At 69.7% G+C, this 25,065-nt stretch carries 25 protein-coding genes and 2 tRNA genes; 18 read left to right on the forward strand and 9 right to left on the reverse strand.

The genetic code is table 11. The annotated features are described in order from the left end of the window. Window positions 1-85: 85 nt before the first annotated feature. On the reverse strand, window positions 86-2,308 hold the full coding sequence (locus B378_RS0115370; protein ID WP_017344655.1) for a CDC48 family AAA ATPase: 2,223 nt from the start codon (window positions 2,306-2,308) through the stop codon (window positions 86-88). A gap of 229 nt (window positions 2,309-2,537) precedes the next feature. Here B378_RS0115370 and B378_RS0115375 point away from each other — a divergent pair, with 229 nt between their 5' ends. Beyond that, the gene (locus B378_RS0115375) at window positions 2,538-2,720 is read left to right on the forward strand and encodes a hypothetical protein (protein ID WP_017344656.1); all 183 of its coding nucleotides are present in this window, start codon (window positions 2,538-2,540) and stop codon (window positions 2,718-2,720) included. 488 nt (window positions 2,721-3,208) lie between these two features. Then, a complete protein-coding gene (gene larC, locus B378_RS0115380; RefSeq protein WP_017344657.1) occupies window positions 3,209-4,600 on the forward strand; it encodes a nickel pincer cofactor biosynthesis protein LarC in 1,392 nt (463 codons plus the stop codon). 26 nt (window positions 4,601-4,626) lie between these two features. Here larC and B378_RS0115385 read toward each other — a convergent pair whose 3' ends face one another. Beyond that, entirely contained in the window at window positions 4,627-4,959 is a 333-nt protein-coding gene (locus B378_RS0115385; protein ID WP_017344658.1) for a hypothetical protein, read from the reverse strand. Between the two features lie 556 nt (window positions 4,960-5,515). Between B378_RS0115385 and aspS the strand changes: the two genes are divergently transcribed. The 3 genes from aspS to B378_RS0115405 all read left to right on the forward strand — a co-directional run bounded on the left by aspS (window position 5,516) and on the right by B378_RS0115405 (window position 8,119). After that, window positions 5,516-6,820 (forward strand): aspartate--tRNA(Asn) ligase, encoded by a 1,305-nt coding sequence (gene aspS / locus B378_RS0115395; protein ID WP_017344660.1) that lies wholly within the window; start codon window positions 5,516-5,518, stop codon window positions 6,818-6,820. Window positions 6,821-7,077: 257 nt separating this feature from the next. Beyond that, a complete protein-coding gene (locus B378_RS0115400; RefSeq protein ID WP_017344661.1) occupies window positions 7,078-7,380 on the forward strand; it encodes a hypothetical protein in 303 nt (100 codons plus the stop codon). A 1-nt stretch (window position 7,381) separates the two neighbouring features. Then, window positions 7,382-8,119 (forward strand): DUF4382 domain-containing protein, encoded by a 738-nt coding sequence (locus B378_RS0115405; RefSeq protein ID WP_017344662.1) that lies wholly within the window; start codon window positions 7,382-7,384, stop codon window positions 8,117-8,119. A 278-nt stretch (window positions 8,120-8,397) separates the two neighbouring features. Here B378_RS0115405 and B378_RS0115410 read toward each other — a convergent pair whose 3' ends face one another. Then, window positions 8,398-9,090, reverse strand: a complete 693-nt coding sequence (locus B378_RS0115410) for a VTT domain-containing protein (RefSeq protein ID WP_017344663.1) — start codon at window positions 9,088-9,090, stop codon at window positions 8,398-8,400. Between the two features lie 76 nt (window positions 9,091-9,166). Further along, window positions 9,167-9,994 (reverse strand): NAD(+)/NADH kinase, encoded by an 828-nt coding sequence (locus B378_RS0115415; RefSeq protein WP_017344664.1) that lies wholly within the window; start codon window positions 9,992-9,994, stop codon window positions 9,167-9,169. Between the two features lie 144 nt (window positions 9,995-10,138). Between B378_RS0115415 and B378_RS0115420 the strand changes: the two genes are divergently transcribed. After that, on the forward strand, window positions 10,139-11,575 hold the full coding sequence (locus tag B378_RS0115420) for a KaiC domain-containing protein (protein ID WP_017344665.1): 1,437 nt from the start codon (window positions 10,139-10,141) through the stop codon (window positions 11,573-11,575). Between the two features lie 29 nt (window positions 11,576-11,604). Here B378_RS0115420 and B378_RS0115425 read toward each other — a convergent pair whose 3' ends face one another. Both B378_RS0115425 and B378_RS0115430 read right to left on the reverse strand, forming a co-directional pair. Next, window positions 11,605-12,693 carry a hypothetical protein gene (locus B378_RS0115425; protein ID WP_017344666.1) on the reverse strand — a complete coding sequence of 363 codons (1,089 nt, stop codon included), beginning with the start codon at window positions 12,691-12,693 and terminating at the stop codon, window positions 11,605-11,607. A 312-nt stretch (window positions 12,694-13,005) separates the two neighbouring features. Next, window positions 13,006-13,076, reverse strand: a tRNA-Gly gene (locus B378_RS0115430). A 114-nt stretch (window positions 13,077-13,190) separates the two neighbouring features. On the opposite strand from B378_RS0115430, the gene B378_RS0115435 reads away from it, so the two are divergent. After that, window positions 13,191-14,627, forward strand: coding sequence for a M28 family metallopeptidase (locus tag B378_RS0115435; protein ID WP_017344667.1), 1,437 nt, complete (start codon window positions 13,191-13,193; stop codon window positions 14,625-14,627). A 48-nt stretch (window positions 14,628-14,675) separates the two neighbouring features. On the opposite strand, the gene nadE is transcribed toward B378_RS0115435, so the two are convergent. Then, window positions 14,676-15,608: an NAD(+) synthase gene (nadE, locus tag B378_RS0115440; protein ID WP_017344668.1), complete on the reverse strand. Its 933-nt coding sequence runs from the start codon at window positions 15,606-15,608 to the stop codon at window positions 14,676-14,678. A 430-nt stretch (window positions 15,609-16,038) separates the two neighbouring features. On the opposite strand from nadE, the gene B378_RS0115445 reads away from it, so the two are divergent. Next, window positions 16,039-16,572 carry an Rrf2 family transcriptional regulator gene (locus tag B378_RS0115445; RefSeq protein ID WP_017344669.1) on the forward strand — a complete coding sequence of 178 codons (534 nt, stop codon included), beginning with the start codon at window positions 16,039-16,041 and terminating at the stop codon, window positions 16,570-16,572. Window positions 16,573-16,632: 60 nt separating this feature from the next. On the opposite strand, the gene truA is transcribed toward B378_RS0115445, so the two are convergent. Together truA and B378_RS0115455 are read right to left on the reverse strand one after the other, a co-directional pair. Continuing rightward, complete coding sequence (gene truA / locus B378_RS0115450; RefSeq protein ID WP_017344670.1) at window positions 16,633-17,550, reverse strand: tRNA pseudouridine(38-40) synthase TruA; 918 nt, start codon at window positions 17,548-17,550, stop codon at window positions 16,633-16,635. Further along, window positions 17,547-18,080: a universal stress protein gene (locus B378_RS0115455; protein ID WP_017344671.1), complete on the reverse strand. Its 534-nt coding sequence runs from the start codon at window positions 18,078-18,080 to the stop codon at window positions 17,547-17,549. Before B378_RS0115455 ends, truA begins: the two co-directional genes overlap by 4 nt. Window positions 18,081-18,293: 213 nt before the next feature. Here B378_RS0115455 and B378_RS0115460 point away from each other — a divergent pair, with 213 nt between their 5' ends. From B378_RS0115460 to B378_RS0115505, 10 genes are all read left to right on the forward strand, one after another. Next, window positions 18,294-18,860: a peptidylprolyl isomerase gene (locus tag B378_RS0115460; protein WP_017344672.1), complete on the forward strand. Its 567-nt coding sequence runs from the start codon at window positions 18,294-18,296 to the stop codon at window positions 18,858-18,860. Between the two features lie 91 nt (window positions 18,861-18,951). Next, window positions 18,952-19,060, forward strand: a tRNA-Glu gene (locus B378_RS0115465). A 107-nt stretch (window positions 19,061-19,167) separates the two neighbouring features. Next, the gene (locus B378_RS0115470) at window positions 19,168-20,397 is read left to right on the forward strand and encodes a cystathionine gamma-synthase (RefSeq protein WP_017344673.1); all 1,230 of its coding nucleotides are present in this window, start codon (window positions 19,168-19,170) and stop codon (window positions 20,395-20,397) included. A 79-nt stretch (window positions 20,398-20,476) separates the two neighbouring features. Further along, entirely contained in the window at window positions 20,477-21,424 is a 948-nt protein-coding gene (locus tag B378_RS0115475; protein WP_017344674.1) for a D-2-hydroxyacid dehydrogenase, read from the forward strand. A gap of 191 nt (window positions 21,425-21,615) precedes the next feature. Next, window positions 21,616-22,614: a phosphate uptake regulator PhoU gene (locus B378_RS0115480; RefSeq protein ID WP_017344675.1), complete on the forward strand. Its 999-nt coding sequence runs from the start codon at window positions 21,616-21,618 to the stop codon at window positions 22,612-22,614. Next, window positions 22,611-23,483 (forward strand): alpha/beta hydrolase, encoded by an 873-nt coding sequence (locus B378_RS0115485; RefSeq protein ID WP_017344676.1) that lies wholly within the window; start codon window positions 22,611-22,613, stop codon window positions 23,481-23,483. Before B378_RS0115480 ends, B378_RS0115485 begins: the two co-directional genes overlap by 4 nt. 36 nt (window positions 23,484-23,519) lie before the next feature. After that, on the forward strand, window positions 23,520-23,903 hold the full coding sequence (locus B378_RS0115490) for a hypothetical protein (protein WP_017344677.1): 384 nt from the start codon (window positions 23,520-23,522) through the stop codon (window positions 23,901-23,903). 77 nt (window positions 23,904-23,980) lie between these two features. Further along, entirely contained in the window at window positions 23,981-24,262 is a 282-nt protein-coding gene (locus B378_RS0115495; protein ID WP_017344678.1) for a ubiquitin-like small modifier protein 1, read from the forward strand. Beyond that, complete coding sequence (locus B378_RS0115500; protein ID WP_017344679.1) at window positions 24,259-24,621, forward strand: hypothetical protein; 363 nt, start codon at window positions 24,259-24,261, stop codon at window positions 24,619-24,621. The genes B378_RS0115495 and B378_RS0115500 overlap by 4 nt, the downstream gene beginning before the upstream one ends. Continuing rightward, on the forward strand, window positions 24,621-25,031 hold the full coding sequence (locus tag B378_RS0115505; protein WP_017344680.1) for a hypothetical protein: 411 nt from the start codon (window positions 24,621-24,623) through the stop codon (window positions 25,029-25,031). The genes B378_RS0115500 and B378_RS0115505 overlap by 1 nt, the downstream gene beginning before the upstream one ends. Window positions 25,032-25,065 lie beyond the last annotated feature (34 nt).

Consider the following 25,065-nt stretch of genomic DNA (forward strand, 5'->3'; position numbering starts at 1 on the left):
GCTCCTTCGAGGCGGGAACGCAAAAGCGGTCGGTCGCGGCGGGTCTGAGCGGCGCGGGGCGATCCGCGGCCCGAAACTCAGGCGCTCACTGGAAGCCGATCCGACCGCCGGTGTCGCGGAGCGACTCGCCGCCGCCGCCCTTGAACTGCTCTTTGACGTCCTCGTAGTACGCGAGGATGTCGTCGTTGATCGTCGGGCGCACCGACTCCATCGCGCGCCGGAAGTGCTTCATCTCGACCTCCTCGGCGTCGTCGTCGTCGCGCAGCGCCTCGATAGCGGCCTCGCGGGCGATCCCCTCGAGGTCGGAGCCCACGTAGCCGTCGGTGATCTCGGCGACCTCGCGGAGGCTCACGTCGGGCGCGAGCGGCGTGTCCTCGGTGTGGATGTCGAGGATCTGCTCGCGGCCCTCCTGATCCGGTTGACCGATCATCACGAGCCGGTCGAAGCGTCCGGAACGCAGCAGCGCGGGATCGATCATGTCGGGGCGGTTGGTCGCGCCGATCACCATCACGTCGCCCATGTCCTCGAGGCCGTCGAGCTCCGTCAGGAGCTGGTTGACGACGCGCTCGGAGACGTTGTTCCCCATCTCCTGCCCGCGCGAGGGCGCGAGGCTGTCGAGCTCGTCGAAGAAGATGATCGTCGGGCTCACCTGCCGGGCCTTCCGGAAGGTCTGCCGGATCGCCTTCTCCGACTCGCCGACCCACTTCGAGAGCAGCTGCGGCCCCCGCACCGAGATGAAGTTCGCGTTCGTCTCGTTGGCGACCGCCTTCGCCATCAGCGTCTTCCCGGTGCCCGGCGGGCCGTACAGCAGCACGCCCTTCGGCGCGTCGACGCCCATCCGGTCGAACTTCTCCGGCGAGGTGAGCGGCCACTCCACCGACTCCTGGACCTGCTGTTTGGCGTCCTCGAGCCCGCCGACGTTGTCCCACGAGATCTTCGGCAGCTCGACGAGCACCTCGCGCATCGCCGACGGCTCGACCTCGTTGAGGGCGCCCGAGAAGTCGTCGCGCTTGACTATCATCCGGTCGATGAGGCTCGGGGGCACCTCCTCCTCGTCGAGATCGATCTCGGGGAGGTAGCGCCGGAGCGCCTTCATCGCCGCCTCCTTGGTGAGGCTCTCGATGTCGGCGCCGACGAACCCGTGCGTCTCGTCCGCGAGGTGATCGAGGCTCACGTCGTCGGAGAGCGGCATCCCGCGGGTGTGGATCTGGAGGATCTCCTTGCGGCCCACCTCGTCGGGGACGCCGATCTCGATCTCGCGGTCGAAGCGACCCGGCCGGCGGAGCGCGGGGTCGACGCTGTCGACGCGGTTCGTCGCCCCGATGACGATCACCTGTCCGCGGGTCTCTAACCCGTCCATCATCGTCAGCAGCTGGGCGACGACGCGGCGCTCGACCTCGCCAGTCACGTCCTCGCGCTTCGGCGCGATCGAGTCGAGCTCGTCGATGAAGATGATCGAGGGCGACTCCTCTTTGGCATCCTCGAAGATCTCCCGGAGCTGCTGTTCGGACTCGCCGTAGTACTTCGAGATGATCTCCGGGCCGGCGATCGAGAAGAACGACGCCGAGGTCTCGTTGGCGACGGCCTTCGCGAGCAGCGTCTTCCCGGTGCCCGGCGGGCCGTGGAGCAGGACGCCCTGCGGCGGCTCGATGCCGAGCTTCGAGAAGATCTGCGGGTGTTTCATCGGCAGCTCGACCATCTCGCGGACGCGCTGGATCTCCGACTGGAGCCCGCCGATGTCCTCGTACGTAATTCCGCCGCCGGTCTTCTCGAACCCGGAGATCGGCTCCTCGCGAAGCTCGACCTCGGTGTCCTCGGTGATGAGACAGACGCCGTCCGGCTCCGTTTCGACCGCGATCAGCGGGATCGCCTGCCCGGGCGACCGCATGAACGGGTGGTTCGTCGACGACATCACGGGGACGATGTCGCGCTCGACGACCGGGCGCTTGAGGATCTGGCGTTTCACCATGCCGGCGGCGTCGGAGCCGAACTGGACCGACGCCTCCTCGGGTGGGGCCAGCACGAGCTTGTCGGCCTTCTCCGCCTCCGCCTTCCGGATGGTGACGCGCTCGCCGATGCCGACGTCCGCGTTCTGTCGGGTGAACCCGTCCACGCGGACGGTGTCGGTGTTCCAGTCCTGGCGGTCGGCGCGCCAGACCTTCGCGGCGGTCGTCTCCGCGCCCTCGATCTCGATGATGTCGCCGGGCGAGAGCTTCAGGTGCAGCAGGGTGTCGGGGTCGAGTCGGGCGATGCCGCGCCCCGAGTCGTTCGGGTACGCCTTCGCCACTTCGAGTTGGACTTCGTTCATGGTTCCTCGCGGGGGATGGTCGTATCTGGACCCGGTCCGGGAATAAGCCTGTTGCCCGTCCCGGCGCCGCCGCTTCGCACCGAGCGACTAGCGCCCGCGGAATGTTGTGTTATCATATAGCACGATACGAAGCCCGCTCTTAAAACCTCGTCGTAAGCGTGCCTTTTCGCCGTCGACTCGCGCGTTGTCGCGACGGGCGCCTTTTGTCCCTGCGAGGCGACTATCAGACGTGTTCGAGTCCCTCTCCGACCCGATGCGGTCGCTGCTCTCCCGGCTTGCCTTCCTCGTGGCCGGTGCGCTCGTCGGCGCCGCGCTGTACGCCCTCGATATCGGTGGCTTCCTCGCCGTTCCGCTCGCGGTCGTCGCGTTCATCGTCGTCGGCGAGCTGTACCTGTTCGCGACCGGCGAGTAGCGTTTATAAATAGCAACGACAATTTGCGGTGGCGCGTGCCTGCGAGCGGCCGCCACCGGTGGCCGCGAGTCAGCACGCGCGAGGGACGCCGCGAGCGATGTGGGCGACCGAAGGGAGCCCCGAGCGAGCGGCGAGGCTGGGGAGGCGTGAGGTGCGGTTGCGGTGCCGTGCGGGGTGGGAATCAAAGGGGCAGCCGCGAGGGCGAAGCACGACGACGCAAGCACCGCAGGGAAGGAGCGGTAGCGACTGACTGAGGAGCGCAGCGAGTCGCGCGAGCCCTCGCGGCTGGGGCTTTGGAGATGTTCTCCGTCGATTCGTAATCATCGGTTGATAAATGAGCGACCGAGGCCTCGGTGGTGTTTAGCGCAGCGGCGTTATTCATTTATAAATGATAAACAGCTACTGGCCGGACAGTTATAAACGAATATCCGACTGATTCGGCGGCGTCAATCCCGAGGTATTTGTCCGCCAGTCGCCTCGGGAGCACCATGCGAACGCTCGTCTTCGACGGTCGGACCGGCGCCGCCGGCGACATGATCTGCGCCGCGCTGATCGCGGCCGGCGCCGACCCCGACGTCCTCGCCCCCGTCAGCGACGCCCTCCCGATACGATACGAGGTCGGAGAGACGGAGAAGAACGGGATTCGGGCGACCACGGTCGACGTCCTCGTCGACGGCGAGGACGACGGAGCGGTCGAGACAGGCGCGGACGACAGCCACGGTCACGATCACGGCCACGATCACACGCATGACCACGACCACGGTCACAACCACGACCACAGTCACGGCCACGACCACGAGACGGAGGCCGCCCAAGACGACACCCACGCCGAGGGCGCCGGCGTCCACCGCTCCTACCGCGAGGTGATCGATCTCGTCGAGTCGATGGGGCTCCCCGACGCGGTCGAGTCGACCGCGCTCGACGCCTTCGAACTGCTCGGCCGCGCCGAGGCGTCGGTCCACGGCACCGACCTCGACGACACGCACTTCCACGAGGTGGGCGCGGACGACGCGATCGCCGACGTGGTCGGCGCCGCGCTGCTGCTCGCGGACCTCGATCCCGACCGCGTTCTCACCACGCCGGTCGCTGCCGGGGGCGGCACGGTCGAGATGAGCCACGGGACGTACCCGGTTCCGGCCCCGGCGACGACCGAGATCGCGAGCCGCGCCGACTTCCGGATCGTCGGCGGGCCGATCGACCGCGAACTGCTCACCCCCACGGGCGCCGCGATCCTCGGAGCGGTCGCCGACGACGTCGACGCGGTCCCGGATCTGGCGGTCGAGCGCGCTGGCTACGGCGCGGGCGACGCCGAGTTCGAGCGCCACCCGAACGTCCTCCGCGCGCTCGTCGGCGACGGGGGACCGTCAGCGAGCGAGACCGCGCGGGAACGAACCGCAGGCGGCAGCCTCGTCCGCGACGACATCGCCGTCCTGGAGACGAACCTCGACGACGCCGCGCCGGAGGTCCTCGGCGGGCTTCAGGAGACCCTCTCGCGTGCCGGCGCGCGAGACGTGACGATCGTTCCGACGACGATGAAGAAATCCCGCCCGGGCCACCTCGTGAAGGTCATCTGTAAGCCGGCGGACGCCGAGGCGGTCGCCGAGCGGCTCGCCCGGGAGACCGGGACGCTCGGGGTGCGCCAGTCGGGCGCGACCCACCGCTGGATCGCCGAGCGCGAGTTCGAGACGGCGACGCTCCGGGTCGACGGCGTCGACCACAAGGTGGCCGTGAAGGTCGCCTCGACGACGGATGGGGAGGTGTACGACGTCAGCGCGGAGTACGACGACGCGGCCGCGGTCGCCGAGGCGACGGGCCTCCCGATCCGGGAGGTGCTCCGGCGCGCCGAGGCCGACGTGCGGGAGCGGCTCGACGACGGTTAGGTTCGGAAGACCGAGCCCCCGCCCCGTCAGTCGGGCGGGTCGACTCGCTCGACGCGCTCGGGGTCGACGCCGAACCCGTCGGCGAGGCGCTCCCGGACGCGGTCAGCGACGACCGCCTCGTCCGCGCCGAGCTCGGCCGCCCGAACCGCCTCCTCGTCGACCGCGAGGGTGGCGACCGCCTCGACCGTGGTGTCGTTGAGGCCGGGCCGGAGGCCGGCGATTTCAAGCTCCTCGACGCTGAGGCCGTCGATTCGCTCGATCTGTGCTCTGGCGCCGGCGACGAGGTCGCCGGCGGCCGCCTGCGAGACGCGGACGGTCACCGTGGCCTCGACCGACGGCGTGTGGATGGCTGCCGCCATACGCCCTCGCCGCGAGTCGAACGCGGGGCGGCCGGTCGGCGTCCCGGGCCGACCCCGGGAGGCGACCGATCCGCGTCCTCGAACGCCGCGCCGGCGACGACGGGGGTCGCCGACGGCGACGCTCGCGAGGGTGACGGTCGTCTCACTCGACGCGCATGACGGACAGCGGCGGCTGGAGAGAACGGGAGATGGTCCGTCCCGCGGGGAAAGCTCCCCAGCCGACGCGCGTCACGCGGTCGGGCGGACGGACCGTGGGTTCGGAGCCGAATACCCGATCCCGATCCACCCGAGGAACGCGACGCTCGCGGACCGGCCGAGCGTCGAGGTGGTGGAACGGGTCATGGTCGGGATCCGCGGCGCGGGAAGCGCCGTTATCAGCCTCCTGTATCGGTTTCGTATTAAAATTATGTTAGTTATGCGACCACATGCCACGGTGAATTCGGCCCGGAAGTCCCCGAGAATCCGCCGGAGCGGCCGCGGGCGAGCCGTTCCGTCGACGCCGAGACGACAGGCCTATGCCGAACGCCCGACCAGTTGCGCGTAAGCAGCCACCGTCATGATCGAGCGAATTCACACGTCGGACGTCGAACCGGACGCGGACGAGGTCGCCATCGCCGGCCACGTCCACGAGATCCGCGACCTGGGAGGCCTCGTCTTCCTCATCGTGCGCGACCGCGAGGGGCTCATCCAGATCGTTTTCAAGGAGGAGCGCGAGCCCGAGCTGTTCGAGGCCGTCCAGGACGTGGGCGCCGAGGACGTGGTCCGCGTCGTCGGCGAGCCGCTGGAGAGCGACCAGGCGCCCGGCGGCGTCGAGATCGCGCCCACCGAGTACGAGGTCATCGACGAGGCCGACTCCCCGCTCCCCCTCGAAATCTCGAAGGACATCGAGGTCGACCTCTCGACCCGGCTCGACAACCGCGCGCTCGACCTCCGCAAGCCGGAGACGCTCGCGGTGTTCACCCTGCGCTCGGAGCTCATCACCGCGATGGAGGAGTGGTTCGAAGACGAGGGGTACGTCGACATCAAGACGCCCCTGATCTCGAAGGGCGGCGCCGAGGGCGGCGCCGAGCTGTTCCCGATCCTCTACTACAACCAGGACGCGTTCCTCTCGCAGAGCCCCCAGCTGTACAAGCAGATGCTGATGGCGTCGGGGTACGAGGCCGTCTACGAGACGGGCACCGCGTTCCGCGCCGAGGACTTCGCCACTTCTCGCCACGTCTCCGAGATCGCGATGTTCGACGTGGAGCTGGCGTACATCGACGACGAGGACGACGTGATGGACGTCCAAGAGGAGTCGCTGCGCTACGCGCTCAGCGAGGTCGCGGAGAACGCCGAGCGCGAGCTCGACCTGCTCGACGTCGACCTTGACGTGCCCGAAGAGGACTTCCCGCGGATCACCTTCGACGAGGCGCTCGACATCCTCGAAACCGAGTACGGCCACTTCCCGGACGACCCGACCGACCTCGACACGAAAGGGGAGAAGCTGCTCGGCGAGCACTTCGAGGAGCAGGGACACCCGGCGTTCTTCGTCGTCGGCTACCCCGACGAGAAGTTCTACTACATGCAGGACGTGCCCGACGACGAGATCGCCTCCCGGAAGTTCGACCTGATATATAAAGGACAGGAGCTCTCCTCGGGCGGCCAGCGCGAGCACGACGTCGAGCGCATGGTCGAGGTCATGGAGGAGGAGGGCGTCGAGACCGCGAACTTCGAGTTCTACATCGAGGCGCTGAGCTACGGCACGCCCCCGCACGGCGGCTACGGGCTCGGCATCGACCGCCTCGTCCAGAAGGTCGCCGACCTCGACAACATCAAGGAGGCGATCATGTTCCCGCGCGACCCGAACCGGCTGGAGCCGTAGCGGGACCGAACCGATCCGGACCGTCGAGGCTCGTTCCGTCCGCTCCCCGATGCGCGGCTGCGCGGTCGGGATCCAATTCCGTCGCGCGAGCGACAATCGAACCGCTCGGCGTTCGCCGTCTTTTATAAGATGCCTGCCGATCTGACGAGATTCGGGTTTCAAAGTCTCTCACGCCCGTTAAACCGAATTAAATTGGGCGTAATTCGGCTGAACGGCTTGCGTCATTAAAGGGAGTCGGGCCCCGAGGGGAAGTTGCTATGAACGCACTCCGAACGACGCTGCTCGTGGCGCTGGCCACGGTGGTACTGATCGGGACCGGCGCGGCCGCCGGTGCCGTCGCGGCGACGCCCGGCCCGGACAACGCCTCGGGCGACGCGGGCCCACCGAGCGACCTCCCGGACCAGGTGCCGGACTTCGTCGGCGGGGTCCTCGATAGCGTGAACGAGTTCCTCGACGGCGGCGTCGACGACCTCGGCGAGACCGTGAGCGAGGTCGCCGGGAACGGCGCCGGCGAGGGCGACGCAGACGACGGAACCGACACCGACGAGGAGGGGGCGTAACGTGACGGACCGCACGTCCGACCGCCTCGCGCTCGACCGCCGAACGTACCTCCGTGCGACCGGCGCCGCCGCGCTCGGCGCGGCCGGCCTGGCCGGCTGCGTCGGCCGGGCGAGCGGGACGCTCGCGACGCGGGTCACCGACCAGCCGGCCGACATCGGCGACTTCGAGTCGCTCGTCGTCACCGTCGAGGGGTTCTGGCTCGGGCCGGAGGGCGCCGAGCCGGACAGCGAGGACGCCGACGGCAACGAGACCGACACGGACGATGGCGGCGACGACGCTGGCGACAACGAGACTGCCGACGGCAACGAGACGGACGCGGGCGACGAGGCCGACGACGAGGAGGACGCCGGCCGCGAGTACTTCGAGTTCGACGAGGCCCAAGAGGCCGACCTCGTCGAACTCCAGAACGGCGAGACGCAGCTGATCGACGAGCGCGAGCTCCAGACGGGGGAGTACCCGTACCTCCAGATCGACGTGTCGTCGGCGGACGGGACGCTCACCGACGGGAGCGACGCGACCGTCGACCTCCCGGGCAACGCGCCGCTGAAGTTCAACGAAGCGTTCGAGATCCGGGAGAACACGCGGACGACGTTCACCGCGGACTTCGCGCCGGTGCTGCGCGGGAACGGCCGCTACCTCCTCCGACCGGTACCGAGTGGCATCGAGGTGGAGTACGAGGAGTCGTCGGACTCGGACGACGACGGATCGAGCGGCGACAACGAGACCGACGACTCGTAGCGACGCCGCAGTCCCCCGGTCCCCCGTTGGAGTCGCGGCCGCACCCGTCGCTCGCGCGGAGCGAGCGCGGCCCGCGCCGCGGCTTCGGGGTCAGGGCTGGGTCGGTTCCCGGGATTCGGGGACCGGGGGAATGCGCGCGCCGTTGCGGTCGGTCCCCGATCCGAGGCAGACGCCGTCAGAGGCACACGACCCGCACGATCGCCCGTACGACGACGCGTTCGGGCGGTCTCCGCTTTCTCCGATCCGTTCGCCTTTCGGCCTTTTCATACCGCGAGGAGTCAGGCAGTCGCCGCGTCCGGCCGCACGAACGTCCGATAGAGCGGTCCGGCGAGGACCAGCGCGCCGACCGCGGCCATCCCGAGGATCACGGTCGGGTCGACGAGCGACCCGCCGCTCGCCGCGAGTCGGTCGAGCGAGACGCCGACCGCGACCCCGGCGAGGACCCACGGCAACTCGCCCAGCGCCGTGCCGACCAGGAACGGCCGGACCCCGACGCCGGCGGCCGCGGCCCCGGCCGTCACAGCGTCGGAGGGGAGCGGCAGCAGGCGGGTCCCGGCCACGGCGCGCACGCTGCCGGACTCCGCCGCGAAGCGCTCGCCGGCCCGGCAGAACCGGTCTGCGATGCCCGGCTCCTCGCCCGTCTCGGAACCGTCGCGAATTCGGAGCCGCCCCGCCCGAGCGAGCGCGTACGGCGGGAGGGCGGTGCCGACGACGAGCGCGAGCGCGAACGGCGCCCCGACCCAGCCGTACCCGAAGCCGACGGCGACGGCGAGGAGGGTCGTCGGCCACGCGAGCAGGGGCCGCACGGCGGCGAGCGCGACGACGGCGACCCCGAACCGGAGCGGATCGGTCGCGAGCCAGCGGAGCCGCGAGAGCGCCCCCTCGGGGGAGACCGCGAGCGCGAGCGCCGCCAGCGCGGCGACGACGGCGCCCGCGACCGCGTACCGCCCGAGCGTCGACCGGCGATTCACGCTCGCCGGTCCGCGGGCGCCCGGTAAACGCTTTGTGGGTGCGTTCGAGCGGGAGCCGAAGGTCTGCGCGTCCGGCTCACGACAGCTTTCCGAGCGCCTCGAAGAAGTCCGAGGGCGGGCCGGCAATGCGTATCGGCGGCGCGGCGCGCTCGACTGTCACCTCAACCGGCCCGTCGAGGGTCTCGGTGTCGCGGCCGTCGCTGACGACCGTCGCGCCCGCGTCGTCCGCGACCGAGACGGTGACCGTCGCGTCGGCGTCCACCACGAGCGGCGGCATCCCCTCCTCGGCGACCATCTCGTTGACGACTAACCCCCCGACCTCGGGGTGGACGAGGGGCCCGCGCTCGGAGAGGTTGTACGCGGTCGACCCGGTCGGCGTGGCCACGAGGACCCCGTCGGCGTGGCCGCCAGCGTACCGGGACCCGTCGACGCGCACCTCGTAGTCGATCCCGCCACCCGGGCCGCGCCGGTCGCCTTGGACGACCACCTCGTTCGCGGCCGGCGTCGAGGTCCAGTCGCCGGTGCTCGCGGTGAGCCGCGGCGCCTCGCGGACGTCTAAGCCGCCGTTGCGGAACGCCCGGATCTCGGCGCGGAGCGCGGTCGCGGCGTCCGCCGGCGGGACGGCGTTGAGAAAGCCCACCTCGCCGAGGTTCACCCCGACGATCGGGGTGTCGCCCGCGTTGCGCGCGACGAACAGGAACGTCCCGTCGCCGCCGACCGCGACGACGAGGTCGCAGTCGCCGAACGCGTCGACCGGTCGGGCGTCGTCGCCGGCGTCGAGCGCGGCAGCGGTCTCCTCGTCCAGCCAAACGCTCTCGCCCGCGTCGACGACGACGTCTCGGAGGGTCGCCGCGAGCGACGCCGCCCGCTCGCTTCCCTTTCGCGCCACGATGCCCACTTCCATGCGGAATCCATCCCGAGCCCCGGATAAAAGCGTGCGGACATCGGGCGGCACCGGGTTCCCGAGACCTGAAACCTCGCCGGAAAGTTTCAAGCCGCTCGGCCGCGTTGCTCGGTCCATGTCGACCCCCCACGGGCGGCGGAAACGATGAGCGAGGAGGACGACTGGTTCGAGCGCGCGCTGCGCGAGACCGACGAGGAGTCCGACGAGCCGCCGGTGGGCGGTGCAGAGGGCGGGTCCGATGGCGTGGAGGGCGGTTCAGACGGTGCGGAAGACGGGTCCGCCGATCCGGATGGCGACGCGGACGACTCGGAAGCCAGTGCGGACGACCCTGCGGGGGAAACGGAGGCCGCGAGCGACGACGCCGAACCGGCCGACCCGTTCGGCGGTGCCGGCGACGAGACGGGCGCCGAGGCGGGCGACGGAGACCCCTTCGCCGGCGACGCCGGGGAGGGCGACGAGTCCGACGGAGGCGAGTTCGGCGACGGTGAATTCGGCGGCGACGACGCGGCGAGCGGTGGCATTCCGGCGGACGCGTTCGGCGACGTCGACGCCGACTCCGGGTTCGACTCCTTCGGCGAAGACGACCCCTTCGGCGGCGATGAAGCGGGTACCGACGACCTCGACGCTGGCGGCGACGGCGGCGCGACGGACCCGTTCGGCGCGGACGACCCCTTCGGCGGGAGTCGGAGTGGTGGCGGGTCCGACGGCCGGTCAAGCGGCGCCGGTGACGGTGGAGCGGCGGGCGGTGGCGGCGATCCGTTCGGCGGCTACCGCGGGAGTACGGGCGGAGACGACGACGACTTCGGATTCGGTGAGTTCGGCGGCGACGCGGACGCCGGCGGGACGACCGACTTCGACGTCGACCCCGACGAGTTCGAGTCCGAAATCGAGCGGACCGACATCGGGATCGAGGGGCTCGACGACATGATCCTCGGCGGCGTCCCCAGCCGGTCGCTGCTGTCGGTCATCGGCGGGGCCGGCACCGGGAAGACGACGTTCGCGCTCCAGTTTCTCAACCACGCGCTCGAATCGGGCGAGAAGGGGATCTACATCACGCTTGAACAGACCCGCGAGTCGATTCTCGACACGGCGACCGAGAAGGGGTGGTCGTTCCGCGAGCACGCGGCGGAGGACCGCCTCGCGGTCGTCGCCATCGACCCCATCGAGATGGCCAACTCGCTGTCGTCGATCCGAAACGACCTCGTCCGGCTCATCGCTGAGTTCGACGCGGACCGGCTGGTGCTCGACTCCGTCTCCCTCTTGGAGATGATGTACGACCACCCCGCGAAGCGACGCTCTGAGGTGTTCGGGTTCACGCGCTCGCTGAAGGAGTCGGGCGTCACGACGCTGCTCACCTCCGAGGCGAGCGAGGAGACGCCGTACGCCTCCCGGCACGGCATCGTCGAGTACCTCACCGACGCCGTGTTCGTCCTCCAGTACGTCCGCGGCTCGGACTTCCGCGAGACCCGCCTCGCCGTCGAGATCCAGAAGATCCGCGACGCGAACCACTCCCGCGAGACGAAGCCGTACGACATCACCGACACCGGGATCTCCGTGTACGATCAGGCGAACATCTTCTGAGCCCTCGCGGGCCGCGGGCGGCTCCGAACCTATCCGGGGAGCTGAACGACCAAGTTCAACGCCTGCGGAAGTAGGACGCTGACGAATATCTGCGACCACATGGCGAACGTCGTCGGATACGTTCCGGTGCTTTCGACGTGCGCGAGCGTCTCCTGTGCGTTCTCGTACTGCTCCCTGTTCTCAATATCCGTGAGCGTGGCGTCGAACGGGTCGCTCACCGACCGCTTAAGCTCCCGTTCCAGCGATCGGATCTTCGCTCGCTTTTTGCTCTTCATGATTGCGTGGACCCTGTACATCGAGTACCCGATCGTCAGCACGCCGACGAACCAGACGGCCGAGAGAACCGCTTGGAAACCCGGCCCGGGAGCCGGATACGGCGACGAGAGGTACTGCGAGAGGATGACCGGGATGTGGGTCTGGAGAAACCACAACAGCAGGACCCCCGTATAGATGTAATACGAGCGTTTGAGGAGCTCTCCGACCGGTTCGAACCCGCCGAGGTTCCGGGGGTCGTAGTAGAAGAGTCCGAAGTCCGCCTTGGCGAGCCGGCGTGGGACAGCGAGGTGAACGGCGACGTAGGACACCCCGAGCTCAACCAAGATCGGGATCGTGATGAGCGGGAACGAGACCGCCTGTGCGTACAAGACGAGGCCGATCCCGTCCGTTTCGATGAGACGCGGGAATCCGAGCACGAACGCCCCGAAGGCGTAGAAGGCGACGAGGGCGACGACGTAGGCCGCCGTCCGCGTCCGGAGGGAGACGAGCCCCTCGAACTGCCGCCGCATCGACGCGTCGATGTCGACGTGTTCGTCGTCGATACCGAGCGCGATCATCGCGTCGGCGTAGCTCTCGTGGATGTACCGGAGCCCGAACACGCCGAGGACCGTCATCGCGGGGATGGCGAGCGAGTTCGGCTGTACGAAAAAGGAGCTTTTCCCCGACACGAGGAAGTTGTACACGTCGAACAGCCCGTACTCGACGAACAGTCCGACCGCGACGAGCAGATACGGCGGATAGACGTCTCCGCCGGTGAGCGTGTCCGATAGCCGCCCGAAACCGAGCTTCTCGGCGATGATTTCGATCAGCAGTCGGTCCCGATATCGCTGTACGTCTGCCATAGCGTCCGGTCACCATCCAGACAGTATAAGAGTGGGTCCTCTGTCTTCGGCGAGCGCCGGCGCTTGCGAGCTGATCGTCGCAGAAATACACCGTCCGGGAGTCCCGTGAGCGGCGAGGGACCTACGGTCCCTCTGGAAGCCGGCGCAAAGCGCCGGCGACGGAGCGAACGGGACAACGGACGGGGCACGACCGAAGGAAGTGCACCGTCCGGGAATTGAACCGAAATCAGACGTGCTCGCTCGTTTCACTCGCTGCGCGCGACTGATAGGGTTCAATTCCGTCCGGTGATTTCTCTCACTGCGTTCGAGAAATGCACCGTCCGGGAATTGAACCCGGGCTATTAGCTTGGGAAGCTAATGTCCTACCACTGGACCAACGGTGCTCGATTCGAGGTACCCGACCGTCCCACTTGAACGTAGCGTTTCGGCGGACCCCGACCACCGACGCCGAGTGCCGCGAGCCACACGATTAAGCGGCCGCCGACGAAGGCACGGCCATGACCGACGACGCAGCGGACGCAACGCGAACGGACGCCGCAGACACGGTCGATCGCGTGCGAGAGCGCGCGGCCGACCTCGCGCCCGCGCTCGGCGCGACCTGGACCGACGACGAGCCGTGGCGCTTCCTCACCGACCTCACGGCGATCGGGAGTCGCATGGCCGGCAGCGAGGGTGAGCGCCGGGCCGCCAGCCTCGTCGCCGACGCCTTCGAGCGGGCGGGGCTCGCGGACGTGCGCACGGAGCCGTTCGACCTGCCCGCGTGGGAGCGCGGGTCGGCGTCGCTCGACGTGACCGTCTCGGGGCGGGACGGCGAGCCGGCGACGCGCTCGTTCGAGGCGCTGGCGCTCCCGTACTCGCCGTCAGGAAGCGTCGCGGGCGAGCTCGTCGACGTGGGGTACGGCACCCCGAGAGAGATCGACGAGCGCGACGTGGAGGGGCGGATCGCGGTCGCCTCGACCACCACCCCCGAGGGCGGGCGGTTCGTCCACCGCATGGAGAAGTTCGGCTACGCGATCGACGCCGGCGCCGTCGGCTTCGTGTTCGTCAACCACCTCGACGGGCAGCTGCCGCCCACCGGATCGCTCACGTTCGGCGAGGAGGCCGAGGCGGTCGCGGTCGGCGTCTCGAAGGAGACCGGCGCGTGGCTCCGCGAGTACGCGGTCGGGGGCGATTCAGCCAGCCCGGACTCCGAACCGGTCGCACAGGCTGAACTGTCGGTCGAAGCGTCGACGACGCCGGGCGAGAGCCGCAACGTGATCGGGAGAGCAGGCCCCGACACCGACGAGCGAGTCCTCCTGCTCGCCCACTACGACGCCCACGACATCGCGGAGGGCGCGCTCGACAACGGCTGCGGGATCGCGACGGTCGCGACCGCGGCCGAGATCCTCGCCGACGCGGACCTCCCCCTCGGCGTCGACGTCGTCGCAGTCGGTGCGGAGGAGGTGGGACTACTCGGCGCGGAGCACCTCGCGGACCGCCTCGACCTCAATCGCGTGAAGGGCGTGGTCAACGTCGACGGCGCGGGACGGTTCCGCGACCTGGTCGCGCTCGCGCACGCCTCCACGGCGGCCGCGTCGGTCGCAGAGGCAGTGTCGACCGCGACGCGCCAGCCGATCGCGGTCGACGCGCAGCCGCACCCGTTCTCCGACCAGTGGCCGTTCGTGCGCCGCGGCGTGCCGGCGCTCCAGCTCCACAGCGACTCGGGCGACCGCGGGCGAGGGTGGGGCCACACCCACGCGGACACCCGTGACAAGGTCGACGACCGGAACGTCCGCGAACACGCGATGCTGATCGCGCTGCTCGTCGCCGAGTTCGCGGCGCCCGAGCGCGACCTTCCGCGGCTGGACCGCGACGAGCTCGCGGCCGCGTTCCGCGAGGCCGACTTCGAGACCGGGATGCGCGCGGCCGACCTCTGGCCGGCCGACTGGGACTGAGCGGGGCGGTCGCGGAGCGGCCGCAGGGCGGAGCGACCGCCCGCCCGGTCACTCCACGTCCGCGTCCGGCGTCGGCGGCGGAAGCCGCTTGTGGGCCGTCGCGCGGTGGCGTCCGAGCAGGTCCGCGACGAGTTCGCGGTCGACATCGAGGTCGGCGTCGGCTCCCTCGATCCGCTCGACGACCGCCTCCGGGTCCAGCCCGCGGTCAACGCCGAGGTGGAGGACCGGGTCGATGACCTCGTAGGGGGCGCCGAGGTCGTCCGCGTCGCGCTGCCCCGGCAGGAACCCCGCGGTCGGCGCCTTCTCGACGACGAACTCCGGCACGTCAAGCTCGGCCGCGAGCCCCCGGACGTCCGTCTTGTAGAGGTGGCCCAGCGGGAACAGGTCTGCCGCGCCGTCGCCGTGTTTCGTCAGGTAGCCCAGGAGGAGCTCGCTCCGGTTCGCGGTGCCGCAGACGAGGCGGTTCGTCGCGTTGGCAGCGAGGTAGGCGACGGCCATCCGGAGCCGCGCGACGGCGTTGCCGGACCGGACCGGCTCGTCATGGAGGTCGAAGCGGTCCGGGGCGACGGCGCCGAACTGCGCGAACAGCGGCTGAAGGTGGACCGTGTCGTGGTCGATACCCAGCGCCTCCGCGAGCGCCTCGGCGTCGCGGGCGTGCGGCGCGCCGATCTTGTTACACGGAAGTATCAGCCCGTACACGCGGTCAGCGCCGAGCGCTTCGACCGCGAGCGCCGCCGTCACCGTCGAGTCGAGCCCGCCACTCATGTTCACGACCACGCCGTCGGCGCCCGCGGCGGCGACCCGGTCGGCGACGAACGACCGGACTCGGTCGCGTTCGACCGCGGGATCCCGGTCCGGGAGCAGCGAGGCGGGAAGGGAGTGAGAACTGGCGGCGTCTCGCTCGTGGTTCGACACCGCCCCTCCCGCCGAACGCTCGGCGGCGGCCCCGTCCGAATCGAACGCCGACTCCGGGTCAGCCATCTCCTCCTCCGGCGCGGGCCGTCCGCCCCGTCCGAATCGTCCGCCGACGGGCCTGTCCGCCGACGGCTCGTGAGGGAGCGCGGGTGCGTCTCTGCGGGCGTTCGCGAGCGTCGCGTTGGATCGTCATCAGTCGGCCGCCGCTTCCGTTTGCGCTGGTAAATACTTGCGGTGTGGATCGTATAAGGAATTGGTACAGTTACGGCTGAGTGGAGTAGAGTTACTCGTGAAGCACGATGTACGTGCGATTAGAATCGGAATAATCTAATATACTTGAACTTCGATGCCGCTGAACGAAGGAATAACTCGTCTCCCAAAATAACACGCCCAATTTGAGTACGTTTGAATAGAAATTAGTCACAGAATAATCGTTCTAAGCATATAATGTGATTATATACGAACATTTATTAGTTAGATAGAGTTCGATTTGTCCATGTCACGCATCCAGCTGAGTTCGAGTCAGGAACGCGTGCTCACCGCGCTCGTGAACCTCTCCGAGGGCCGGGAGGCGCCGGTACAGGGCCGCGAGATCGCCGACGCGATCGACCGCAATCCGGGAACGGTGCGGAACCGCATGGGGAGCCTCAGCACGCTCGGGCTCGTCAAGGGCGTTGCCGGGCCCGACGGCGGCTACATCCCGACCGACGAGGCGTACGACACGCTCGGCATCGAGCGCTTAGAGGACGCCGCGACGACGCCGGTCGAGCGCGAGGGCGACCCCGTCGAGGACGTCACCGTCGCGGAGATAGACCTGTCGAGCGTCGCAAATCCGGAGCTGTGTCGCGCCGAACTCGTGATCCGCGGCCCGGTCGGCCCCTTCGACGCGGGCGATCACGTGACCGTCGGGCCGACGCCCGCCACCGGGCTGCGGCTCTCCGGCGTCGTCGACGCGACGAACGTCGACGGCAACAGCCTCCTGGTCCGCGTCGACGGCATGGAGACGCCGGCGGGGGGGTCGGCCGCCTGAGTGGGATCCTGAACGGGGGCCTGAGCGGGGACCAGAGCCGCGGCCGTCCGGAAGCCCGATTCACTCCTCGTCGACCGCGGAGAACAGCCTGTCGCGGACCGCATCGGTCGCGGCCGCGGCGTGACGCGCGTCCCGGTGTCGCTCGCCGAAGGCGACGCGCGCGCTCTCCGCCGCCTCGCGGTCGACGGTGAACTCCGCGTCGGGGTAGGTCACGTCCCACAACACGAGCGGTTCCGGGGGCGCGGGACCGACGCCGCGGTCTCCCGGGATCGGCTCGGCGGCGAGCAGCCGGTCGATCCACGCGAGGTCGGCGGTTCCGCGACCGACGGCGCGAGCGGCGGCGACGACCCGCCGGACGAGCGCGCGCGGGAACCCGTCCGCCGAGAGTTCGACGACGAGCGCGTCGCCCTCGCGGGTCGCCCGCGCGTCGAGGTCGCGGACCGTCCCCGTCTCGTCGGTCGTCAGGTTGTGGAAGTCGTGCTCGCCGTCGAAGCGCGCGAGCGCGGCCCGGAACCGGTCGTCGTCGACCGCGTGTTCCGGGTCTCGGCGCGCGCGGTCCGAGCCGGATTCGGAACTCGATTCGGGCGCGTAGAGGTGGTACCGGTAGGTCCGCCGGACCGCGTCGTGCGTCGCGTGAAAGCCGTCTGCGACGTCGGCGGCGGCCCACACGCGGACCGATCCCGGCAGGTGGCCGTTGAACGCGCGCGGCGTGAGCCACGGCGGCGCCTCGAAGGCGACGGTCTGGGCAACCGCTGAGACGCCGGCGTCGGTCCGGCCCGCCGCGGCGTAGCCGGGCGGCGTGGCGTGGGTCGACCCGTCGCCGCGATCGACCACGCCGTGTTCCGCGAGCGCTTCGAGGAGCGCGTCCGCGACCGTGCGGGCGTGCGGCTGGCGCTGGAAGCCGGCGTACTCTCGGCCGTCGTACGCGACCCGGAAGGCGCGGGTAACCGTCCCGTGACCGTTCGACGCGGCCGTCACTGATCGTCGGACGCGTCGCCGCCGTCCGTCGCGTCGCCGCCGCCCGTCGCGTTGCCCGCGCCTTCGTCGGTATCGGTCGACTCCGTCTCTCCGTCCGCCCCGTCGGGATCGGCCATCGGGACGGTCACTACCGGCACCGACGCGACGCGGACGACCTTCTCGGTGACGCTCCCGAGGAGCAGCCGGCGGATCCCGCGGCGGGTGTGACTCGGCATGACGACGATGTCAGCGCCGTCGTCGATCGCGTTCTCGATGACGTCCAGCGGGTCGCCGCGGACGACGCTTCCGACTGCCTCGACGCCGGCCGCTTCCAGTTCTGCGGTCACCGCCTCGACGCGTTCCTCGGCCGCCTCCGCGAGCCGGTCGGAGAACACGCCGGTCCGCGGGCCGGCGAGCGTGTCGACTGCGGTATCGGCGGCCGAGAGGACGTGGACCGTCGCGTCGTATCGCTCGGCGAGGCTGGCGGCGTGCGGGATGGCGTCGTTCGCCTCCCCGCCGGGCGCGACGGGCAGGAGGATGTCGTCGTACATACGCGGTACTGCTCGCGCCCGGCGGAAAACGATACCGGCCGTTGAAGCGGTTGGACTGAGGTCCGGTACGGTCGGATCGCAGCGACGGACAGAACGAAGTGCGGGCCTGTGTCGACGCGTCCGCGGCGCTTATTTATAAGTGCGATGCTCGCTCCCGGTGCGCTGCTCGCACGGATGGGCAGGGTTTTCCGACGCGCGTCCCTCCTCGCGGACATGGCACGAGAGGTTTCCGACCCCGACAACCCGCAGGTGACGCTCCAGACCAACCACGGCGACATCGTCGTCGAGCTGTTCGCCGACCGCGCGCCGAAGACGGTCGAGAACTTCCTCGGGCTGGCCCGCCACGACCCCGCCGCCGACGCGGAGCCCGCGCGCGACACAAACACCTGGGAGGACCCGAAAAGCGGCGAGGTCCGCGGCGACTCGCTGTACGAGGGCATCGTCTTCCACCGCGTCATCGACGACTTCATGATCCAGGGCGGCGACCCGATGGAGAACGGTCGCGGCGGCCCCGGCTACCAGTTCGACGACGAGTTCCACGACGACCTCACCCACGACGGGCCCGGGATCCTCTCGATGGCGAACTCCGGCCCGAACACGAACGGTTCGCAGTTCTTCATCACGCTCGACGCGACCCCGCACCTCGACGGCAAACACGCCGTCTTCGGGCAGGTCATCGACGGGATGGATGTCGTCGAGGAGATCGGCGGCGTGCCGACCGGGCGCAACGACGACCCCCGAGAGGCCGTCGAGATCGAGAAGGTCGACGTCGACGAGTAGTCGGTCCGGGTTCCCCCGTCCCGTGTTCGACCCTCCCACGTCGGGGGGAGTTAAGAAGATATAAATCATCCCCGCCGTAAGCGATAATCGCGCTCGGTTGGTGTAGTCCGGCCAATCATGTTGGCCTTTCGGCGGACGCGGCGCCTCGGCGCCGGTTCGGAAGTCAGCCGACGACCAGGGTTCAAATCCCTGACCGAGCATCCACTCTCACACCGCGAGCGACGCGTCTCGTTCTCCGGTCGTCCGTTCCGTTCTCCGGTCAGTCCGAAGGGGAAGAATCACGGCCGTCGGTGGCGGAGCATCGGGTATGAGCGACCGATCCGACGGCGGCGACGGTGACGGAGGCGACGGCCGCGGCGGCGACGGGGGTTACGGCGGCGCCGACGACCGCCGCTTCGAGACCCGCGCGATCCACGCCGGCCAAGAGCCGGACCCGGAGACGGGCGCGTTGATGACGCCGATTCACGCGAACTCGACGTACGAGCAGGACGGGCCGGGTGACCACCGCGGCTACGAGTACAGCCGCACGGGGAACCCGACGCGCAGTGACCTCGAAGCGAACCTCGCCTCGCTGGAGTCGGGCAGCCTCGCGCGCTGTTTCTCCTCCGGCATGGGCGCGATCAACACCGTCCTCAACCTCCTCTCGGCGGGCGACCACGTCGTCGCGGGCGACGACGTGTACGGCGGGACGCACCGCATCCTGACGCAGGTGTACGACGAGTACGACATCGAGACCAGCTTCGTCGACACGACGGACCACGACGCGGTCCGGGACGCGATGCGCGAGGAGACCGAGTTAGTGTGGGTCGAGACGCCGACGAACCCCCTGATGAACGTCAACGACATCGGTGCGCTCGCCGACATCGCCCACGAGGGCGACGCGCTCTGCGCGGTCGACAACACGTTCGCGACCCCGTACCTCCAGCGCCCGCTCGAACACGGCGCGGACGTCGTCTGCCAGTCGCTGACGAAGTACCTCGGCGGCCACTCGGACACCATCGGCGGCGCCCTCATCGTCGACGACGAGGAGTTGGACGAGCGGCTCGGCTTCTACCAGAACTCCGTCGGCGCAACGCCCGGCCCGTTCGACGCGTTCCTCGTCCTCCGCGGGACGAAGACGCTCCCGGTGCGGATGGACCGCCACTGCGAGAACGCGATGGCGCTCGCCGAATGGCTGGAGGACCACGACGCGGTCGAGCGCGTCTACTACCCCGGGCTGGAGTCGCATCCCGATCACGAGCTGGCCGCCGAGCAGATGGACGACTTCGGCGGCATGCTCTCCTTCGAGCTGGACGGCACCCTCGAAGAGGCGTCGACGGTCGTGAGCGAGACGGAGGTGTTCACGCTCGCGGAGTCGCTCGGCGGCGTCGAGAGCCTCATCGAGCAGCCCGCCGCGATGACCCACGCCGCGATCCCGCGCGAGGAGCGGCTCGCGGCCGGGCTCACCGACGGCCTCATCCGGGTGTCCGTGGGGATCGAACACGTCGACGACATGAAGGCTGACCTCCAAGCGGCGTTCGACGCGGCGCTGTCGTAGCGGGCTCTCCGGAACGGGAGGTCGCGTCCGGCGCCGGCCGACTGACACCATTTTTATCGGTTCCGCCGAGACTGCCCACATGAGCGATCCAGACGTTCTGGTGCTTCGACAGACGATCCACGGGCTGGGCCCCGACGAACTGGTGGCGGCGATCCGCGATCGACTCCCCGACGCGGAGGTCACGCGGGCGCGGACTCCCGCTGAGGAGCGCGACCTGATCCGGACCGCGCGGGTCGCCGTCGGGCTCACCATCGACGAGGAGCTGCTCGCGGCCGCCGAGGAGTTAGAGCTGTTCGCCTGCGTGTTCGCGGGGACGGGGCACCTGCCGCGCGACCTGCTCGACGACCACGGGGTCGCCGTGACGAACGCGTCGGGCGTCCACGGTTCGAACATCGCCGAGCACGTCATTGGCTCGATGATCGCGCACGCGCGGCAGTTCCACCGGGCGTACCGCCAGCAGTCCCGCCGCGAGTGGCGCACCTACGAGACGACGGAGGTGTACGGCTCGACCGTCGCCGTGGTGGGGCTCGGCGCCATCGGGCAGGCCGTCGTCGATCGGCTGGAGTCGTTCGACGTCGATACGGTCGGCGTGCGCTACTCCCCGGAGAAGGGCGGTCCGACCGACGATGTGTACGGGTTCGACGAGTTCCACGAGGCCGTCACGGACGCCGAGTACGTCGTGCTGGCGTGTCCGCTCACGGAGACGACGCGGGGGCTCGTCGACGCCGACGCGCTCCGGACGATGCGGCCCGACGCCGTCCTCGTCAACATCGCACGCGGGCCGATCGTCGACACCGACGCCTTGGTGACGGAGCTCCGGAACAACCGCATCCGCGGCGCGGCGCTGGACGTCACGGACCCGGAGCCCCTCCCGGAGGACCACCCGCTGTGGGGCCTGTCGAACGCGACGATCACGCCGCACAACGCCGGCCACACGCCCGAGTACTACGAGCGCGTCGCGGACATCCTGGCTGACAACGTCGCGCGGCTTGACGCCGGCGACGAGCTTCGGAACCGGGTCGTCTGAGGCGAGACCAGGGAGTTTCGCGGCCGGTGTGAAATATATAGAAGTATATAGCGCTAATATTATCCTAATAGAGGGTCTGATACGGTTCAAAAGTAGCGACTGGGGTGGCGGACATCGGATGAATCCTCACATGTACGTCGAAGTATATATTTTTGATCAAGATTAAGGTGTTCCGCTCCGGAGGGCGAACCATGGAAACGCGGAAGGTCCAGGTCACCGGCGGTTCGACGTACACGGTCTCGATCCCGAAGACGTGGGCGACCGACAACGACGTCGAGGCGGGGACGGAGATCGAGTTCCACCCCGACGGCGACTCGCTGGTCCTCACCCCGCGGTCCGACGAAGAGCGGACGCGGGGGACGCTGGACATCGCCGACCTGACGGGGCAAGCGCTCCAGCGCGCGGTGACGACAATGTACGTCAGCGGCTTCGACGTCATCGAGCTGGAGGCCGCGGAGATCAGCACCGAGCAGCGGTCGACGATCCGCGACGCGGTCCAGAGCCTCGTCGGCCTGGAGGTGTTAGAGGAGACGCGCGACAGGCTCGTCGTTCAGGACCTCCTCGACTCCTCGGAGCTTTCGATCCACAACGCGGTCACGCGGATGCGGCTGATCTCGCTGTCGATGCTCGAAGACGCGATCACCGCGCTCGCGGAACACGACCATGACCTCGCGCGCGACGTGATCGGCCGCGACGACGACCTCGACCGGCTGTGGCTCGTCGTCTCGCGGATCTTCCGCGCCACGCTGCGGACGCCGAAGGCCGCCGAGGAGCTCGGACTTCCGCGCGAGGAGTGTTTCGACTACCACTCCAGCGCTCGTCAGTTAGAGCGGATCGGCGACCACGCGACGAAGATCGCGCACCTGACGCTGAACATCGACGAGCCCCTTCCCGACGAGGTCGTCGAGGCGGTGAGCGACCTCCACGGCGACGCGGTCGAGGTGATCGACACCGCGATGGACGCGCTGTTCGACGACGACACCGACGAGGCGACCCGACGGGCCAACGAGGCGCGGACGATGGTCAGGGCGATCGACGAGCGGGTGCGCGCCATCGACGAGCTTCTACGTGATCTTGATCCGACGCGCGCGCAATTGCTGGGGCTCGTCGTCGACTCCGTGCTTCGCTCGGCCGACTACGGCGGCAACATCGCCGAGACCGCGCTCCAGAAGGCCGCGCCGACGCCGTGAGGGGCGTCCTCGACGCGATAGCGCGTCGACTGCCCGAGCGCCGGACGCTCGCGTTCGCCGGGGGTGCGGTCGTCCTCCTCGTCGGGCTCGTCGTCGCCGGCGGCGCCGCGTACTTCGCCGCCGGCCTGGGGCCGGACGCGGACGCGGTCGCGGCCGTCGAGGCCGACCCGAACGTCTCCGTGGACCGGATGGCGGTCGGGACCGCGGTCCGCGACGGGCCGGTGACGTCGTCGACCGTCGGGCTCGTCTACTATCCGGGCGGGCGGGTGGATCACGAGAGCTACGTTCCCACCGCCGCCGAGATCGTGGCGGCGTCCGATCGCGCCGCGCTCGTCGTCGTGGTGGACATGCCGCTCAACCTGGCCGTCCTCGCGCCGGACCGCGCCGAGCGCGTCCGCGAACGCTACCCCGAGGTGGACGCGTGGGCGGTCGGCGGCCACTCGCTCGGCGGCGCCATGGCCTGCCGACACGCGGCCGGAAACGCCGAGGCGTACGACGCGCTCGTCCTCCACGCCGCGTACTGCGACCGCGACGTCTCCGAGAGCGGCCTCGACGCGCTCTCGGTCTTGGGCGGCGCCGACGGGGTGATCGACGCCGAGCGCGAGCGCGCGTCTCGGTCGAACCTGCCGGCGGACGCTCGGATCGTCGAACTCGACGGCGTCAACCACGCCGGATTCGGCGCGTACGGACCACAGCCCGGCGACGATCCCGCGTCGCTGTCGCCGGACGCCAGCCGGCGAGCGGTCGGGAACGCGACCGGAACGTGGCTCTCGGAGCGGGGAGCGGCGAACCGGGACATCCGGTCGCGATCGGTGTCGACCGCCGGCTCGGAGAGTGTCCGCTCCGCCGCGCTCGACGTTGCCGGGTGAGCGGGTTTTTTGAGCGCGCTCCCCCGAGGGGATCGCATGCCAGAGATCGAACTCGGCGTCCCGAAGGGCGTCGTCGAGTCGCTCCCGGAGGAGGAGGGGACCGCCGAACGAGACATGCGACGTGCCATCACCGGCATCCAGTCGCGGTTGAACGACGCGCTCGACGAGGCGGATCCGGACGAGGCGGCCGAGGTCGTCGCGGACGCGGTCGAGCGCATGGAGTCGCAGGCGAGCACGTACCACGAGTTCGTCCCGGAGCTGCGCGCGTGGGGGCAGTCGCCCATCTACGCGATCGCGTGGCGGAACCTCTACCTCGAGCTGATCGGCCAGCTGTACGACCACGAGTGGCTCGCCGACGACCTCGACCGCGAGCGCAACTTCCGGCTGGTCGAAGACGGGATCCGCCTCTCCGACCTGTAGTCGGCGACGCGTCGACTTCTCGACCGTCGCCTTCCGCGGCCGGCCGCTTTTAAGCCGCCGCGACACGACGTACGGGTATGGAACTGGAACTGCGGTTCTTCGCGACGTTTCGCGAGGCCGCCGGCGGGAAGACGGTGAACGCGGAGTTCGCCGACGGCTCCACGGTCGGCGACGTGCTGCGCGACCTGGAGTCGGAGTACGAGGGGATGGAGGGCCGACTGATCGTCGACGGCGACCTCGCCCCGCAGATCAACGTCCTGAAGAACGGCCGCGAGGTGCTCCACCTCGACGGGCTCGACACGCAGATGGCGGACGGCGACCGGCTCTCCGTGTTCCCGCCGGTCGCGGGGGGTTCATGAGCGACGACGGGTCGACGACGGCGGAGGAGGCCGGGGACGACGCGAGCTCCGGTTCTCCCGATCTTCCGCCCGCGGAGGAGGGGTGGGAGCGCGAGACGGTGGCGTACCGCGGCATCTCCCGGCGGCTTGCGGCCCACTACCTCCGGAATCTGGGCGGGAAGCTCGTGGGGACTGACGACCCCGCGGCGGCGACCCGCGTGGACGGCGACGGCTGGCGGGTGACCCTCAGCGCCGAGAAGGTGACCGCCGCGGCCGCGATCAAACTCACGGAGGTGACCGCCGAGTTCGCGGGCGACCCCGAAGTCCTCGCCGAATTGCTCCCCAAGTACCGGCAGAAGGCGATGCGCGCAGGCGGGTGATGTCCGGCGACGCCGACGACGGTGAGGGAGAGACGGGGCCGTATCCGATCGAGGGCACCGCGCTGGTGAAGACGGCCGCGCTCGCGAGCGTGCCTGCGGCCCGCGTGCCCGCCCTGCTCACGCGCGTCCAAGCCGATCTCGGGCCCAGAATCGACGCGTACCGCCGGCGCTACGAGCGAATCGCGGCCGAGCCGGGCCGGGAGACGTTCCTCGTCGAGCCGGACCACTGGGAGGCGGTGGCCGACCGCGTCGGGCTCACCGAGCGCGAGCGCGACGCCGTGGTCCGCGCTCACGAGGCCGCGGTCGAGCGGATCGGCTCCGGGAGCGGTCGCCGGGAGGAGTTCGACACGGCGCTGGAGATCCGGTCCGGGGTCGTCATCGGCGTGAATGCGGACGAAGAAGGCGACTGATCCGAGTCCTGCCGTCATCGACGCCTTTTCGGAC

Source organism: Halorubrum sp. T3, assembly GCF_000296615.1.
In the GTDB taxonomy this organism is placed as follows: Archaea; Halobacteriota; Halobacteria; order Halobacteriales; family Haloferacaceae; genus Halorubrum; species Halorubrum ruber.